Annotated in this window: 15 protein-coding genes; 4 read left to right on the top strand and 11 right to left on the bottom strand. The window is 73.8% G+C overall.

Features of this window, described 5'->3' with window-relative positions:
• Positions 1-48: 48 nt before the first annotated feature.
• From ACWDRR_RS09430 to ACWDRR_RS09380, 11 genes are all read right to left on the bottom strand, one after another.
• The gene (locus ACWDRR_RS09430) at positions 49-1,266 is read right to left on the bottom strand and encodes an MAB_1171c family putative transporter (RefSeq protein ID WP_449771582.1); all 1,218 of its coding nucleotides are present in this window, start codon (positions 1,264-1,266) and stop codon (positions 49-51) included.
• 4 nt (positions 1,267-1,270) lie between these two features.
• Positions 1,271-1,882, bottom strand: a complete 612-nt coding sequence (locus ACWDRR_RS09425; RefSeq protein ID WP_449771581.1) for a ParH-like protein — start codon at positions 1,880-1,882, stop codon at positions 1,271-1,273.
• Positions 1,883-1,963: 81 nt separating this feature from the next.
• Positions 1,964-2,383, bottom strand: a complete 420-nt coding sequence (locus ACWDRR_RS09420; protein WP_449771580.1) for an XRE family transcriptional regulator — start codon at positions 2,381-2,383, stop codon at positions 1,964-1,966.
• Between the two features lie 265 nt (positions 2,384-2,648).
• A complete protein-coding gene (locus ACWDRR_RS09415; protein ID WP_449771579.1) occupies positions 2,649-2,936 on the bottom strand; it encodes a hypothetical protein in 288 nt (95 codons plus the stop codon).
• Positions 2,937-2,949: 13 nt separating this feature from the next.
• Positions 2,950-4,644 (bottom strand): sodium:solute symporter family protein, encoded by a 1,695-nt coding sequence (locus tag ACWDRR_RS09410; RefSeq protein ID WP_449771578.1) that lies wholly within the window; start codon positions 4,642-4,644, stop codon positions 2,950-2,952.
• Positions 4,645-4,864: 220 nt separating this feature from the next.
• Positions 4,865-5,926, bottom strand: coding sequence for a 2-aminoethylphosphonate ABC transporter substrate-binding protein (locus ACWDRR_RS09405; RefSeq protein WP_449771577.1), 1,062 nt, complete (start codon positions 5,924-5,926; stop codon positions 4,865-4,867).
• Between the two features lie 72 nt (positions 5,927-5,998).
• Positions 5,999-6,796 carry an ABC transporter permease gene (locus tag ACWDRR_RS09400; RefSeq protein ID WP_449771576.1) on the bottom strand — a complete coding sequence of 266 codons (798 nt, stop codon included), beginning with the start codon at positions 6,794-6,796 and terminating at the stop codon, positions 5,999-6,001.
• Positions 6,783-7,688 (bottom strand): 2-aminoethylphosphonate ABC transporter permease subunit, encoded by a 906-nt coding sequence (locus tag ACWDRR_RS09395; protein ID WP_449771575.1) that lies wholly within the window; start codon positions 7,686-7,688, stop codon positions 6,783-6,785. Before ACWDRR_RS09395 ends, ACWDRR_RS09400 begins: the two co-directional genes overlap by 14 nt.
• Positions 7,681-8,847: an ABC transporter ATP-binding protein gene (locus ACWDRR_RS09390; RefSeq protein ID WP_449771574.1), complete on the bottom strand. Its 1,167-nt coding sequence runs from the start codon at positions 8,845-8,847 to the stop codon at positions 7,681-7,683. The genes ACWDRR_RS09395 and ACWDRR_RS09390 overlap by 8 nt, the downstream gene beginning before the upstream one ends.
• On the bottom strand, positions 8,844-9,497 hold the full coding sequence (locus ACWDRR_RS09385; RefSeq protein WP_449771683.1) for a phosphonatase-like hydrolase: 654 nt from the start codon (positions 9,495-9,497) through the stop codon (positions 8,844-8,846). The genes ACWDRR_RS09390 and ACWDRR_RS09385 overlap by 4 nt, the downstream gene beginning before the upstream one ends.
• A gap of 50 nt (positions 9,498-9,547) precedes the next feature.
• Positions 9,548-10,669, bottom strand: coding sequence for a TIGR03364 family FAD-dependent oxidoreductase (locus ACWDRR_RS09380; RefSeq protein WP_449771573.1), 1,122 nt, complete (start codon positions 10,667-10,669; stop codon positions 9,548-9,550).
• A 388-nt stretch (positions 10,670-11,057) separates the two neighbouring features.
• On the opposite strand from ACWDRR_RS09380, the gene ACWDRR_RS09375 reads away from it, so the two are divergent.
• From ACWDRR_RS09375 to ACWDRR_RS09360, 4 genes are all read left to right on the top strand, one after another.
• The gene (locus ACWDRR_RS09375) at positions 11,058-11,546 is read left to right on the top strand and encodes a hypothetical protein (protein ID WP_449771572.1); all 489 of its coding nucleotides are present in this window, start codon (positions 11,058-11,060) and stop codon (positions 11,544-11,546) included.
• 14 nt (positions 11,547-11,560) lie between these two features.
• Positions 11,561-12,682: a phosphotransferase gene (locus ACWDRR_RS09370; protein ID WP_449771571.1), complete on the top strand. Its 1,122-nt coding sequence runs from the start codon at positions 11,561-11,563 to the stop codon at positions 12,680-12,682.
• Positions 12,679-14,868 (top strand): lanthionine synthetase LanC family protein, encoded by a 2,190-nt coding sequence (locus ACWDRR_RS09365; protein ID WP_449771570.1) that lies wholly within the window; start codon positions 12,679-12,681, stop codon positions 14,866-14,868. Before ACWDRR_RS09370 ends, ACWDRR_RS09365 begins: the two co-directional genes overlap by 4 nt.
• A gap of 334 nt (positions 14,869-15,202) precedes the next feature.
• Positions 15,203-15,484, top strand: a complete 282-nt coding sequence (locus tag ACWDRR_RS09360) for a hypothetical protein (RefSeq protein WP_449771569.1) — start codon at positions 15,203-15,205, stop codon at positions 15,482-15,484.
• Positions 15,485-15,583 lie beyond the last annotated feature (99 nt).

The following is a 15,583-nucleotide window of genomic DNA, read 5'->3' as shown; positions in this document are numbered from 1 at the left end:
CCCGCCGCCCCGCCGCAGACGCCGGGGCGGCGGGGCGGTCCCACGGGGTCAGCGCCGTGCCGCGGCGCGGCCCAGCTCGCGGCGCACCCGGCCGCGGACGTGGGCCACGGCGGGCGAACCCGTGTACGCGGCGGCCACCTTGACCAGCCATGCCGCCTCCTCGTGGACGTCCGCCGCCACCGGGTGCGGTACGCATCCCCCGCCGGGGCCGACGGGGAAGCGGTACCCGGCCCGGGCCGCCTCCAGTGCGGCGGCGATGGCCGCCGCCTCCACCACCGCCGCGAGCTCCTCCGCCCCGGCGGGGCCGCTGAACTCCCCCACCCAGAGCGGTACCGCCGGATGCAGATGGGGGCGGAGGGTGAGCTGGCCGTCCCGGATCTCGATGATCCGCCGGTAGAGCGCGAACCGGACGTCGGCTCGCCCCCGCCCCCGCCCGCCCCCGAACAACCGCTCCGAGGTGACGAGTTCGATCTCCGGCAGCGCCGCCCGCATCGCCGACCAGAGCGGACCGAGCCGACGGTGGTCGTGCCAGGCCCGCACGCGCCCGGCCCAGTCGGCCCAGGCGGACGCGGTCGCCCCGGCGAAGCCCAGCGTGACGCAGACGGCGCCCGCCACCGCGGACACCCTGCTCTCCGCACCGTTCTCCCGGCCCGCCGCGAGGATGTTCGCCAGGTCGTGCAGGTTGTCCGCCGTCCACAGCAGGCCCGCCAGCGCACTGAGCGCCATCAGGCGCAGGCCCAGCCGGAGGACCCCGGGCGGCAGGCACCGCGCACAGCGTCCGATCAGGAACCCGAAGACCGCCAGGCACCAGGCGGTGTGGACGGCGAAGAGCGCGACGTACGCCGCCAGGATCGGTCTGCCCGCGCCGCTGACACCGATCGCGGAGCCCTCCCGGACGGGCGCGGCGGCGACGAAGGCGGCGATGCTCGACACGACGGTGGCGGCCGTGAGCACGGTCTGCCACCGCACGGCGCGTCGTGCCGTGGCGGCCGGCCAGGTGGAGTAGGCCATCATGGCCAGTGCTCCGGACGCGGCGACCTTCAACTGGTCGGCCACCAGGGTGAGGTGGCTCGGATCGGGCACCACGGCGGCCAGCGCCGGAGCCGTGGCCGGGGCGCTCACCGCCATGCCCGCCCCGATCAGCGCCCCGCAGGCGTAGCCGTAGTGGAGCGCCGGGTCGCACCGGCGCCCGCGGTCCATCAGGACCTTCCAGAGGGTGCCCAGCAGCGCGACCGCACCGGCGAAGTAGCCGGCGACGCTGGCCACCTGGTCACCCACGGCGCGCCGCTCTGCGGCGCAACGGCCTCCCGAACACGTACCGTAACCGCCCGACCTGGTCGGCGAGTTGGCCGACCGCCAGGGACATCGGGCGGTGCAGGGCGCGGTGCAGGGCGAGCGAGGCGACGAGTTCGGCCTCCTGCTCCTGCCGCTCCGTGTAGCCGGACCGGCCCAGCACCCGGCGCACCAGCTCCTCCGACAGCTGAGTCGTCAGGACGTGCGACACGGTGGTGCTCAACCCGGAGCCCCCGGCCAGCTCGGGCAGCCCGTCGTGCCCGGAGCCCCCGGTGTACCCGGTGTACCCGGAACCCCCGGTGTGCCCGCAGAGGAGGTGCCCGATCTCGTGCAGCACGATGTGCTGCTGGTGCAGCGCCGTGGTGTCGGCCGGATAGCCGATGTAGTCCGCCCGGTCGGTACTGATCAGCACGCCGCACGGCGAGTGGTCCGGGCCGGAGAGCGGCATCAGTTCGATGGGGCGGCCGCGCCGCAGGGCGAGCGCCTCGGTCAGCGCCGGTATGCCGAACGGCTCCGGCAGCGGTATCGACTCCGCGACCCCCCGACATCGCTGCCAGAGCCCCTGCTCAACCCCACCCGGATACCCCACGATTCGCCCCCTGGCGTTCGACCGGGAGGTGATACTACGGACGCGGCAACGCCGAGGGAATCCGCTTCGCCGGGAAGGCCGCTACCTGCCGCCGGCCTCGCGGCGGGCGATGGCCTCGATCATGTCGCTGATCGTGCCGAGTCCTTCGGGCGAGAGGGTCACCGCACGCAGGGCCACGTCCCGCACCCCCGCATTGCGCAGCGCTCCGAGCAGTGCCAGCTCCTCGGCGATCCCGGCACTCTGCCGGTCGTCGAAGAAGTACACGGGCGGCACCTGGAAGAACCGGGCCAGCGCCTCGAGGTGGCGCTTCGTCGGGTTGTCCCGGCGGCCGGTCCGGAGCTGCCAGAGATAGGTGGCCGAGAAGCTCTCGCCGGTCGCCTCGCGACAGGCCCGGGCGACCTCCTCGTGGCTGTACTGCTCACGGTCGGGACGGCGGACCACGTCGAACAGCCGGTCCAGCTTCGCTGCGAGCGTGGACGCCCCGGATTCCGCTTCGGGCACGGCACACCTCTCCCCTCACCCGTGCGCACACTTCGTGCGTGCGCAGATGGATCACTCGCGACGGTGACGCATTCTAGTTGCTCCACCGGGAGGGCGGTCGGTCGCGGGCCGGTGGATCCGGCCGACCCGCGAAGCCCTCCGCTTCCGGGCCGTACCGGCCGGCCCCCGGCCAGGAGGTCCCGCGTGGATCGGCCGCCCCACGGCGACGGCGGTCACCGGACGAAGTCCTCCGGCGGACCGCACACCCCGGCGGCCCGCCCGCCCCTCAGGGCCGGTGCGGCGCCGTCGGGCCCGCCGGCGCCGGGGGCAGCCGGATCGGCCGCAGCCTCGCCCAGCCGGCGAAGGCGGCCGCCCCGAGCAGCATGCCGAGGCCCACCCAGAGGTTGACGTTCACGCCGTCCGCCCGGTCGAGGTCGGCCTGCGAGGTGACGGTCGCCCCCAGCACCGTCAGCACGGTGCCGTAGACGCCGAACAGCAGGGCGAGGATCCAGCGGAGGTCGAAGAACCCCGCTTTCGCGGCCGCCGGCTCGCCCCCGGCCTTCAGGTCCGTCACGGGCCCGCCCCTCTCACCAGAAGATCACATTGAGTACGGCGGCGAGCAGCAGGGCCCCGGCCCCGAGGAGCGCGGGACTGCGGTACCAGCCCGCGTCCTCGGCGGTGTCGTCGTCCTTGAGCCGGTCCCTGGGCGTCAACGACCAGACCAGGCCGACCAGTTCGCTGTCCGCCTTGGGGCTGGTGACCAGCGAGACCGCGACACTGACCACGATGTCCAGGACGAAGGCGGCACTCGCGGCGACGAAGCTGGGCCCCTGGCCCGCCAGGTGCAGGACGTGGTGGCGGACGAGCTGGTCCACCGTCACGGCGGCGGCGGTCCCGACGATCAGCCCGATCCCGCCCGCCAACGGCGTCGTCCGCTTCCAGAACATCCCCAGGATGAAGGTGGCGAACAGCGGGGCGTTGAAGAAGGAGAACAGCGTCTGCAGGTAGTCCATGATGTTGTTGTAGCCGCTGGCGATGAACGCGGTGCCGACCGCGATCGCACAACCGAGCACGGTGACCGTCCGGCCCACCCGCAGGTAGTACGCGTCGGGCCGGCCCCTGACCACGTACGCCTGCCAGAGGTCGTAGGTGAAGACCGTGTTGAACGAGCTGACGTTGGCCGCCATGCCCGCCATGAAGGCCGCCAGCAGTCCGGTGATGGCGACGCCCAGCATGCCGTTGGGCAGCAGGTCCCGGATGAGCAGTTCGATGGCGTTGTTGTAGGTCACGCCTTCGGTCGAGGTGCCGCCGGCGGCCTTGTACGCCGCCAGCTCCGGCGAGAGGACGGCGGCCAGCATCCCGGGGATCACGATGACCAGCGCGATCAGCGCCTTCGGGTAGGCGCCGATCAGCGGCGTGCGCCGGGCCGCCGACATGTTCCGCGCGGCGAGGGCGCGCTGCACCTCCGCGAAGTTCGTCGTCCAGTAGCCGAAGGAGAGGACGAAGCCGAGGCCGAACACGATGCCCAGCACGGAGAGGGTGGCGTTGGAGATGCCGGTGAGGTTGCTCGCCGGCCAGGCGTTCAGCTGCTCCGCCGCATCGGCGTTCAGCGCCCGCACCCGGTCGCCCAGTCCGTTCCAGCCGCCCACCTTGTGCAGCCCGACCAGGGTGATCGGCACCAGCATGGCGACGATCAGGAAGAACTGCATCACCTCGTTGTACACCGCGGCGGACAGCCCGCCCAGCGTCGTGTAGGCCAGCACGATCAGCGCCGCGACCAGGACGGAGGACCACAGCGGCCAGCCGAGCAGCGCGTTGACCACCGTACTGAGCGCGTAGAGGTTGACCCCGGCGATCAGCACCTGGGCCAGCGCGAAGCTGAGCGCGTTCACCAGGTGGGCGAACCGGCCGAACCGCAGCCGCAGGAACTCCGGGACGCTCCGGACCTTGGACCCGTAGTAGAACGGCATCATGACCAGGCCGAGGAACACCATGGCCGGGATCGCGCCGATCCAGTAGTAGTGCACGGTCGGGATGCCGAACTGCGCGCCGTTGGCGGTCATCCCGAAGATCTCGACCGCTCCGAGGTTGGCGGAGACGAACGCCAGCCCGGTCACCCAGGCCGGAAGCGACCGCCCGGCCAGGAAGAAGTCCAGGCTGGAGGAGACCGACCTGCGGGCGAGGGAACCGATCCCCAGCACCAGGGCGAAGTAGACGGCGAGCAGGGCGTAGTCGACCGGCCCGGCGTCCAGCCGGAGACTGGCCTCGGCGAGGGCCTTCACTGTGGTCCCGATCCGTTGCGTGACGTTCCTGCTGCCAGACTTCTAGCAGCAGCGCGGGCCTCCGCCGGCTGCGCGTCACCCGTCCGTGAGCGGGCCGATCGGCCGACCGGGTCACCCGGGCGCCCGACCGCCGCCGCGGAGCAGGGCGTGCGGCTGCTCGCCCGGGGCGTCCCCGAGGTCCGTCCGGGCGCCCGGCACGACCCGGTCGGCCGTGCCGGGGTCAGCTGCCGGTCGCCTGCTTCCAGGCACCGACGTAGGACTTGAGGTTGGCGTCGATGTCGTTCCAGTCCGGGGTGAAGAGTTCCACGCCGTCCAGCAGCCGGTTCAGCTCGGCGGCGTTGTCACCGGCGGGCGTGACGTCGGTGCGGGCCGGGAAGCCGCCGGCGAGCGAGGTGACCTTCTGCTGGACCTCCCGGGTGAGCAGGTGGTCCAGCAGCTTCCTGGCGTTCTCCGGGTGCGGCGACTTCTTCACCACGCCCGCGGCGTAGGGCAGGGAGAAGGTGCTGGGCCTGCCGTCCTTGGCGGCGGGGAACCAGATGGCCTGGTTGGGCATGGACGACCGGTTGGCGAAGTTCATCTGCACATCGCCGTTGGCGACCAGCAGTTCCCCCTTGTTGACCTTGGGGGCGAGCTGGCCGGTGGAGGAGGACGGACCGACGTTGTTCTTCTGCAGCCTCCCCAGGAAGTCGGTGGCGCCCTGGATGCCGCCGAAGTCGTGCATGGCCTTGATCAGCACGGCGGTGCCGTCGCCGGCCACGCCCGGGGTGGAGTACTGCAGCTTGTTCCGGTACTTGCCGTCGAGCAGGTCGTCCCAGGTCTTGGGCGGTGTGTCGACCTCCTTGCTGTTGTAGACGAAGCACAGGTAGTTCTTCACCACGGAGGTCCAGGCGCCGGACGGGTCCCTGTCCCCCTCGGCGACGTTCTCCGAGCCGGCCGGGCGGTAGCTCTCCAGCAGGCCCTGGCTCGCCGCGGACTGGATGAACGGCGGCAGGGTGACGACCAGGTCCGCCTTGGTGTTCGACTTCTCCCGGAGCAGCCGCTGGACCATCTCGCCCGAGCCGCCCTCCACGTAGTTCACCTTGATACCGGTCGCGGCGGTGAACTCCTTGAAGGCCGTGTCGTAGAAGCCTTTGCCGTCCTCGGACTTGAGGCCGTCGGCACTGTAGACGGTGACCTCCTTGGCGTCGCCGGACTGCCCGGAAGGCCCGGAGCAGGCGGCGAGCGAACCGCCGAGGGTGAGGACGGCGGCGACGGCGGTGAGCGTTCTGAGGCGTGCCTGCATGGCGAGGTCCTTTCTGGGGACGTTCGGCGACCGGACGCCGAACGGGAGCGGGGATCCGGAGGGGGCCGGTCCTCAGCGGTAGGAGGCCCGGGTGCGCAGCCGGGCGGTGGCGGCGAGGACCACGAGGGTGCTGGCGATCAGCGCCACGGCCAGCGCCGCACCGGTGAACAGCGCGCCGCGGTCGGTGGCGGCGAAGATGCGGACCGGCAGCGGCAGCCAGTCCGGCGGGTAGAGCATCATGGTGGCGCTCAGCTCCCCCATGGACAGGGCGAAGCAGAGGCCGAAGGCGGCGGTGAGCGAAGGCAGCAGCAGTGGCAGGGTGACGCGCCGGAGCACCTGGGAGGGCGGGGCCCCGAGCCCGGCGGCGCTCTGCTCCAGGGCCGGGTCGAGCCGGCCGACGGCGGCCCGCACCGACTGGTACGCGAAGGAGGTGACCAGCACGGTGTGCGCGAGGACGACGATGGTGGTGGTGCCGTTGAGCAGCAGGGGCGGTCGGGAGAAGGCGACCAGCAGGGCCAGGCCGACGACCACCGGGGGCACCGCCAGCGGCAGCACGAACAGCCCGTCCAGCAGCCGTTGGAGGCGCCGGCCGGTGCCGCGGGCGGCGAGCGCGGCCCAGCCACCGACGATCAGCGCGGCCAGGCCGGCGACCGCCGCGGTGGTGAGGCTGGTGGTCAGGGCGTCCAGCGACTGGCCGCGACCGACGTCGAGGTAGTGCGCGGCGGTGAAGGCGGAGGGCAGGGCGCCGTCCCACCGGTCGGCGAACGAGGCACCGACCACCATCAGCAGCGGCAGCGCGAAGAGCGGCACCACCAGCAGCAGGAAGAGGGTCCAGTGGACGAGCCGGGCGGCTCGGCTATGCACCAGCACGGGGGCCTCCTTCCTTCCCGGCCCGGGGCAGGCAGAGCCGGTAGAGCGAGTAGAGCGCGACCGAGAGGGCGATGTTGACGACCGCGATCACGCAGGCGGCCGGGTAGTCGGACTCCAGGACCGCCCGGCTGTAGACCAGCAGGGTGAGGGTGGTGACGTCCTTGGCGCCGGTGAAGAGCACGATGCCGAACTGGTTGAGGGACATCACCAGCACCAGGCTGCCGCCGGCCGCCAGCGCGGGCAGCGTCTCCGGCAGGATCACCCGGCGGACGATCCGCCCGGGCCGGGCGCCCAGCGAGGCGGCCGCCTCGATCTGCGCGGTGTCGACCTGGGAGAAGGCGGCGAGCAGCGGCCGCATGACGAACGGGGTGAAGTAGGTGATCTCGGCCAGCAACACGCCCCAGGGGGTGGTGAGAAAGGCGAAGAGGGTCTGGTGACGGCCGGTCAGGCCGCTCCAGGCACCGTTGGCGATGCCCGCGGTGCCGTAGATGAAGGCGAGCGACAGCGTGATCAGGAAGGACGGCAGGGCGACGAAGAGGTCGATGAACCGCCCCACCAGCCGAGCGCCGGGGAACGGTACGAAGGCGATCACCCACGCCAGGTAGAAGCCCAGCAGCAGGCAGCCGACGGTGGAACCGGCCGCCACCCACACGGTGGTCCGCAGCGCCCGGTGGAAGGCGGTCGAGCCCAGCACGTCCGACCAGGCCGCCAGCGAGTGCCCGCCGCTGTCGGGCGAGACGGACTGCCAGCCGACCAGGACCAGGGGGTAGAGGAAGACCAGGCCGAGTCCGGCCAGCGGCGGCAGGGCCCACAGCCAACCGGGGACGGCCCGCGGGCGGCGGCCCGGCCGGAGGACGGGCGGCGCGGGGGCCTCGTGCAGGGCGCTAGCCATCAGCGCGGTCCTCTCCGCCGGCGGGGAGCACCACGGCGTCCTCGGGATCGAAGCAGAGCGTCACCCGCTCGCCGGGGGCGGGCGGGACGCGCAGTTCACCGAGGTCGGCGGTGAGGCGGGGGCCGGCGTCCAGGTCGACCAGCAGCCGGTGACCGGCGCCGCGCCACTGCAGGTCGGTGACGGTGCCGGCGAGCGCGTTGAGGTCGCTCCCGGCGCCCGGCCGTACCAGGTGCGGGCGGATGCAGAGCACGGCGTCGTGCCCGGTCGCCAGGCCCGCGGACGGGGTGCCGCGCAACGGGGTGCCGGCCAGCGAGACGCTGCCGTCGGGCCGTTCGGCGGTCACCGGCAGCAGATTGGCCTGGCCCACGAAGGCGGCGGTGAAGGTGTCGGTGGGCCGCCGGTAGAGGCGTCGCGGGGTGCCGCAGTCCACCAGTCGGGCATCCTTCATCACCGCGATCCGGTCGGCCAGGGTGAGTGCCTCCAGTTGGTCGTGGGTCACGTAGAGGATGGAGACGTGGGGCAGCTCCCGGTGCAGCCGGGCCAGTTCGGCGAGCATCCCGGAGCGCAGCTGGGCGTCGAGCGCGGAGAGCGGCTCGTCGAGCAGCAGGACGTCGGGGCGGATGGCGAGCGCCCGGGCGATGGCGACCCGCTGCTGCTGGCCGCCGGAGAGTTCGCGCGGGTAGCGGCGGGCGTAGCCGCCCATCCCGGTCATCTCCAGGGCGCGGGCCACCCGGCCGGCGATCTCGGCCCGGGGCGTCTTGTGGGCCTTGAGGCCGAAGGCCACGTTCTGCTCGACCCGCAGGTGGGGGAAGAGGGCGTACTGCTGCACCACCATGCCGATGCCGCGGCGGTACGGCGGCAGGTCGGTGACGTCGCGGCCGCCGATGTGCACCCGGCCGCGCACCGGTGCGGTGAAGCCCGCGGCGGTGCGCAGGGCGGTGGTCTTACCGGATCCGCTGGGGCCGAGCAGTGCCACCACCTCGCCCGGGGCCACCTCCAGGGTGAAGCCGTCGAGGACGGTGGTGCCGTGGTAGGCGACGGTGACGTCCTGGAAGCGCAGGCCGGACCGGGCGTTCCCGGCGGTGCCGGGGAGGCCCTCGGCGGCGGGCACGGCCGGGGGCGCCGCGGTGGGGGACGGACGGGCGCCGGTGGCGGTCATCGCTCCTCCTCCAGCAGCAGGGCGGGCAAGTCGGCCACCGAGTGCAGCAGGTGGGTGGCGCCGCCGGCGCGCAGCCGGTGCTCGCGGTGGGCACCGCTGAGGACGCCGACGACGACGCCGGCCCCGGCGTGCCGGCCGGTGAGCATGTCGTACCCGGTGTCGCCGACGACCGCGACCTGCTGGACCGCGTCGGTGCCGGTGCGCAGCAGGGCGGTGAGCACCATGTCGGGGTAGGGGCGGCCGCGGCCGGCGTCGGCGGGGCAGAGGGTGAGGTCGGCGAGGTCCTGCCAGCCGAGTGCGGCGAGGATGCGGTCCTGGGTGTCCCGGGAGAAGCCCGTGGTCAGGGCGACCTTGACCCCGGCGTCGCGGAGCCTGTGGACGGCCTCGGCGGCGCCGGGCAGCGCGGTGCAGCGGCCTTGGTCGACCAGGTCGTGGTACGCGGCCTCGAAGGCCCGGTTGGCGGCCCGGGCGCGGTCCTCGTCGCCGAAGAGGTGGCGGAACACGGTGATCTTGCTCTCGCCCATGGTGGCGCGGACGTGGGCGAGCATCCGCTCGTACTCGGCACTGCCCGGTGCCACCCCCTGGCTGGTGGCGGCCTGTCCGAAGGCCTGCTCCACCAGGCCGCCGTCGGCGACGGTGGTGCCGGCCATGTCGAGGACGGCGAGTTGTATGTTGGTCACGGTTGAGCTCCTGTGGTGGTTCAGAGGCCGAGGACGTCGGCCGTGGTCTCGGCGATGGCCGGGGAGCAGGTCATGCCGCGTCCGCCGGGGCCGGTGACCAGCCAGGTCCCGTCGCCGACCTGCTGGCGGTGGACGACCCGGGTGGTGTCGGTGCACTGGGCGTAGACGCCCGCCCAGCGGTGGCGGACGCGGGGCAGCGGGCGGCCGAGCAGTTCCTCGGCGACGGTGGCGAGGTGCTCGTAGGGCTCCTCCACGACGTCGAAGCCGAAGGGCTGCGCGTACTCGTGGGTGTCGCCGATGGTCAGGCCGCCGTCGGCGCGCTGCACCATCAGCAGCTGCATCCTGTGCTCGGTGGCGGTGGGCTCCTGGGGCTGGACGGTGGCGAGGGTGTCCAGGGCGCTGCCGGCGTAGGCGGGGTAGTAGCGGAAGCTGTCACCGTCGGCGACGGAGGTGGTCAGCCGCTCGCCGAGGGGGTCGGTCTGCATCATCTGCAGGCGCACCCGGCGCACCGGCAGTTCGGGGGCCAGCTCGCGGACCAGGCCGCCGAGCCACGCGCCGGTGCAGAGGACCACCGCGTCGCCGGTGTGGGTCTCGCCGCGGTCGTCGCGGACGGCCGCGGGACCGACCACCTCGCGCACCTCCCGGCCGGGCAGGAAGGTGTAGCGGCCGGATCGTTCCAGCTCGGCCCGCAGGGCGGGCTGCGCGACCCTGGGCTCGACCGCGCCGTCACGGCCGCACCACAGGGCGCCGAGCAGCCGACCGCGCAGGGCGGGGTCGGCGGCGCGGGTCTCCTCGGCGTCCAGCAGCCGCAGCCCCCGGCGCCCGGCGTCGGGCAGCTTCAAGGCCTGTTCGGCAACGGCCAGTTCGGCGTCGGTGCGGACGACGGTCAGTGACCCGTTGCCGCGGAAGCCGAGCCCGGGGACCCGGGCGCCGATCTCCTCCCACAGTTCGCGGGCCCGCAGTGCGGTCGCCAGCTCCTCCCCGCTCGCCCGGCCGCCGACCCACACCAGGCCGAAGTTGCGTACCGAGGCGCCGCGGGCCTCCGCCTCGCGCTCGATGTGGACGACCTCGTGGCCGCGTCCGACTGCGTGCCAGGCATGCATGGTGCCCAGGACGCCTGCTCCAACAATGATGATTCTCACGGGGAAGAGACTTGGTCCGGAAGATGTATGGCAGGCACGCGAAGTGTGACGAGGCGGTTAACTTCGGACTAGACCGGTTGTCATTTCGTTATCTCCTCGATGACCCGAAGACGCCTTCCGCGCCGGGCGCGACCACGGAGCGTGGCCTTCATCGACGCGAAGCCGACCTGATCAGCAGCGATGACACCAGGTGACCGCACTCCCTGTGTTCGCCCGCCGGCCACCTCCGATCCGACGTTCCCGCACCGGAGTTGGCGCGGCGTCGGCGGCCGGCGAGGCCTATTCTGGGAGAGGACCGGCATGCACGCGGGCCGACGCCGTCTCCGGCTCGCGCCAGTGACGTCGTGCGGTCGGCGTGCGGCGGTGTGCCGGTGGAAGGGGCACTCCGATGAATGCCGGCCGCCAGGAGGAGCGGGACCTCTCCCCGCACTCGTTCACCCCGACCCCGGGCACCGAACCCTCGGGCGACAGCTTGACCGTGCTGGTGGGCTACGTCGGCACCGGGCCGACGGACGACCTCATCCGGCTCTACGCCGATCTGTCCCTGTCGAGCTACTACGAGTTCGCCGCCGACGACGTGGTCCGCACCGCGTCGGTCGACCCGGACAACGCGTCGAGCCCCCGGCGGCTCTGGATCAGGGACTCCGCCCAGGTGCGTCTGGTGCGGGTCAACCAGGTGACCGGTCCGGCGGCCTTCCTCCGGGGGAGCCTGCGCAGCCGGTTCGGCCCCCGACTGGTCTCCAGGGCGGTCCAGATGGAGCCGGAGTCCGACCCCTTCTGGACATGTGCCAGCGAGGTCGCGATCACCGAGGCGACCACCGGCACCTGGCCGTGCTCGGGCTCGGACGTCTGGCCCCAGTGCCCCGACTGTTGCTGAGCGGGACCGGCCGCATGGCGCAGATGCCCTCCCAGGTCGCCCCCACCGCGCTCGGCATGGTCGACGAGCTGGTGGCAGCACGGGTGTTGAGCGCGGACGAGGTCGTGGACACCGGCTTGGCCCTTGAGGTCGGCGCCCGGCGCAACCGCAATGTGGTGATCACGCGGCCCGACGGCAGCGGATACTTCGTCAAGGTGCCCAACGAGCAGTCGCCCCTGAGCCGGTCCACGCTGCGCTCCGAGATCGACTTCTACCGCGCCGCCTCCGGGCGGGGCCGCCCCTTCGACGCCCTGCTCGTGCGGCTGGTGCACGCCGACCGGCAACAGCCCCTCCTGGTCCTGGAACTCCGCCCGGAGCACCGCGGACTGGGCGACCTCGTCCGGCAGCGCCGTGCCGGGGAGTTCCCCGTCTCGCTCTACCAGGAGGTCGGCCGCCTGCTCGGCGAGCTCCACGCCGCCGGCCCGGACTGGACCGAGGCACCGGCGGCACCACCCGCGGTGGCTCCGGTGACCGACTACGGCCGACCGGACCCGTGGCTGCTGTGCACCGCCGGCCGCGGCACGCTCATGGTGGTGGAGATGGTCCAGAGTTCCTCCGAACTCACGGCAGGGCTCACCGAGCTGGTCGGCCGCTGGCGGCCCTCGACCGTCGTCCACGGTGACGTTCGGACCGCCAACGTCCTGGTCCGCACGGGCGCGGCCCGTGACCGGGACATCCGGCTGGTGGACTGGGAGTTGTGGCACCTGGGCGACCCGGCCCAGGACCTGGCGGGACTGGTCGAGTCGGTGGTCCGGGCCGCCCTCGATCCCGTCCTCGCCGCAGACCCGTCCCACCCGACCGGCACGGGCCCGCCCACGACCGGGCCCGGTGTCGCCGCGGCGCTCCTCGTCCTGCAGGCCACCTGCCGCGCCGTGTGGCAGGCGTACCTCTCGGTCCGCCCGTCGACGGTGACGGCGCAACGGGACCTGGCCGCTCGGACCGCGGCGTTCACCGCGGCCCGGCTGGTCCAGTCCCAGGTCGAGGAGGCCGGTCACAGCGAGGCCGTGTCCGTCGGCGGCTGCGCGATGCTCGAGATCGCGGCCAACATCTTCGCCGACCCGGACCGGTCGGCGAGCGAGTTCCTGGCCCTCACATGACCACCGGCACGACGGTGGCGCTCCATCCGGACCTGACGGCGCTCACGCTGGCGGTCAGCATCCGGGAGGCGGGCCCGGCCCACGTCCGGGGCACGCCGGTCGCCGCCGGGCAGCGGGCACCGGCCGACACCGCGGCGAGCGACCGGGTGGAGGACCTGGCCGCCGCCCTCTACGCGCGCTGCTACATCCGGCCGAGCGGCAGACTGGAGCCCGGGATCGTCGACGCCGGCCTCGCCGGGCGGTTCGCCACCGCCCTGAGCGCCGCCGTCCCGGACGACTGGGTGTGGGAGCGGGGTTGGCAGCTGGTCGGCGGGAGCCCGGACGGCCGGGTGCGGGTCCGGCGCAGCGGCGTCGTGTACTGGACGGCGCCCGCGCGGGTCCGAGCCGTACCGTCCTCGGAGCGCGAGCGGCCGGCCGACGCCGCAGCGCCCGGCGGACCCGCGCTGCCGGCTGCCGGTGACGCCTGCCTGGTCCTCGCTCCCCGCGTTCGACGCAACCTCCTGACCGGCTTCCACACGGTGACCGGCTCCGACCCCGGAACGGCCGGGGACCGGACCGCCGGACTGGTCCGCCTCTACTGGCACCTGCGGGACCGTGGCGCCCCCGTCCTGCTCGACGCCCTCCGGACCGACCTCGACTCCTCGGCGATCCCCTTCACGCTCAAGGTCCTGCGCGACCCCTCGCGGTACGCCCGGGCGGACGCGGGCGTGCTCTACCTCCCCCGGACCCGCTACGCCGAGGCGCTCCCGGTCCTGCGGAGCGTCCACCGGCGCCTGCTGCCGGACCTGCGGGCCGACCCGCCCATGCTCACCCTCCGCCTCGACCACGGCCTGGGACTCGCCGAGGACCCCGGCCCGGGCACCAGCTTCGGCCGGCACCGCTGCCGGCTGGTGGCGGAAGCACTCTGGCGGCTGTACGACGAGGACGGCCCGCAGGGCCTCAGCCGCCCGGAGCGGGCCACCGCGGCCGTGGCGGGGGAGTTCCGGCGCAGCGGACTCGACCCGCTGGCTCCCCACCTGGCCGAGCACTCGTGCACCGGCTACGCGTGGCCCGGCCGGGGCCACCGGCGCGGACCGCCTCGCGGGGCAAGGCCTCGACCGCTGACCGCCGACCCGGACGCCCTGCTCGCCACCGCCCGCCGCATCGGTCGGTCGATCTGCGAGGACGCCCGCTGGGAGTCCACCCGGACCCGCTGCACATGGATCGCGCGGACCCTCACCGGTCGCGTCGGACCGAACGCCTTCACACCGCGCTCGGGCACGCCGGGCCCCGACCTCTACTCCGGAACCGCCGGCACCGCCCTCTTCCTGGCCGAACTCGCCGTCGTCACCGGCGAGGAGGAGGAGTTCGCCCGCACCGCACACGGCGCGCTGGCCGCGGCCCTCGCCGCTTCGGAACGTTCCGCTCCCGCCGCACCCGGGCTGTACACCGGCCTGCCGGGCGTTCTCCTGGCCGCCGTTCGGATCCGACGGCTGATCGGGGACGCCCCTGGCACGGGTCCCGTCGAGCCGCTGCTCGACCGCGTCGTCGACGACCCGAACGGCAACTCCGGGGACGACCTGATGACCGGGCGGGCCGGCGCCGTCCTCGGTCTCCTGCAACTCGCCGGGGACCCCTCCTGGCGGCAGCCGGGCCCGGCCCTCGCCCGGGCGGAATCGCTCGGGTCGGCGCTCCTCGCGCACGTCACCGCCTGCGGACCGGCAGGACGGAACCGGACGCCGGACACACCTCCGTGGACGGGCCTCTCCCACGGAGCGGCCGGTGTCTCGCTGGCGCTCCTGGCCCTCGCGCGGAGCACCGGGGACCGCGCTCTCCTCCGAGCCGCCCGGGACGGGTTCGTCGCCGAGGACGGTCAGTTCGACACGACGGCCGGGAACTGGCCCGACCACCGGGAACGCCCCTACGACACCTCCGGCAGCCCCGCGTTCATGGTGGCGTGGTGCAACGGCGCCCCCGGAATCGCCCTGACCCGCTTGCGCGCCGAGGAACTGGATCCCGATCGGAGTGCCGTCTACCGCCACTCCGCCGAGGCCGCGCTGACCACCACCCTGAGCACCCTGCAGCGGCGGATCGCGCTCGTCGACGCGGACACCGCCCTCTGCCACGGCCTCGCGGGGCTGATCGACGTCCTGTGGACCGCCGGCCACCGCCTCGGCCGGCCGGGCCTCCTCGCCGCAGCGCGGTAAGCCGCGCTCGGGCTGGCCGGGCGTTCCGTCGACGAGCTGCGCGCCGGCGCGCCGGGCGGCGCCGACAGCCCGTCGCTCATGATCGGGTCCGCCGGGATCGGGCACCTCCTCCTGCGCATCGCCGACCCGGCGACCGTACCGTCCGTCCTTCTCGGCCTGTGGGACACCGGTACGGTTCCTCGCGGCGGAACCCGACCCGCTGGATCCCGCTGACCGACCCCAAGGCCACCGTCCGCGCCGCGCCCGACCTCCTCACTCGCACTCCTCGCCCCGATATCACCGGTCACCGGATGGCAGACATCACTCTGCGCACGCGGTCAGGACGGCGCCGGGGGTGGATTCGGAGCAGTGGTTCCACCGCACGCTGCGCATGCTGCCGGCGGGCTACGCCACCGGGGTCGACGCGACCACCGCCGCGGCGCCGGCGCCCGCCGGGGCGGCCGACGAGGCCGAAGGGAGCACCTTCCGAACCCGCCCACCCCCTGCCCCGTTGCCCTCGCCGCCCCCGGCGGAACGGGCCCGGCCCGCCGACCGCGCGACACCGGCCGGCTCGACGACGATCCGGACGGCCCTGCGACACGCCGACCGGGCGCCGCCACGCCCCACCCCGGTGTGAGCTCGACCCCGACCCGGCCCGTCGCCGTACACTCGCTGGAGGAGGCCGCCCCGAAGCGGCCTGCCGGACAGGGGCGGCCACAGGCCTCCGGCCCCTCGG

The organism is Kitasatospora sp. NPDC003701 (genome assembly GCF_053587085.1).
This window is presented reverse-complemented; position numbering and strand designations above follow the sequence as displayed.

Excerpts from the sequence above, each read along its gene's own strand:
- ACWDRR_RS09395 (WP_449771575.1), bottom strand. The coding sequence starts at position 7,688 with ATGGCTAGCGCCCTGCACGAGGCCCCCGCGCCGCCCGTCCTCCGGCCG.
- ACWDRR_RS09405 (WP_449771577.1), bottom strand. The coding sequence starts at position 5,926 with ATGCAGGCACGCCTCAGAACGCTCACCGCCGTCGCCGCCGTCCTCACC.
- ACWDRR_RS09375 (WP_449771572.1), top strand. The coding sequence starts at position 11,058 with ATGAATGCCGGCCGCCAGGAGGAGCGGGACCTCTCCCCGCACTCGTTC.
- ACWDRR_RS09390 (WP_449771574.1), bottom strand. The coding sequence starts at position 8,847 with ATGACCGCCACCGGCGCCCGTCCGTCCCCCACCGCGGCGCCCCCGGCC.
- ACWDRR_RS09365 (WP_449771570.1), top strand. The coding sequence starts at position 12,679 with ATGACCACCGGCACGACGGTGGCGCTCCATCCGGACCTGACGGCGCTC.
- ACWDRR_RS09370 (WP_449771571.1), top strand. The coding sequence starts at position 11,561 with ATGGCGCAGATGCCCTCCCAGGTCGCCCCCACCGCGCTCGGCATGGTC.
- ACWDRR_RS09385 (WP_449771683.1), bottom strand. The coding sequence starts at position 9,497 with ATGGCCGGCACCACCGTCGCCGACGGCGGCCTGGTGGAGCAGGCCTTC.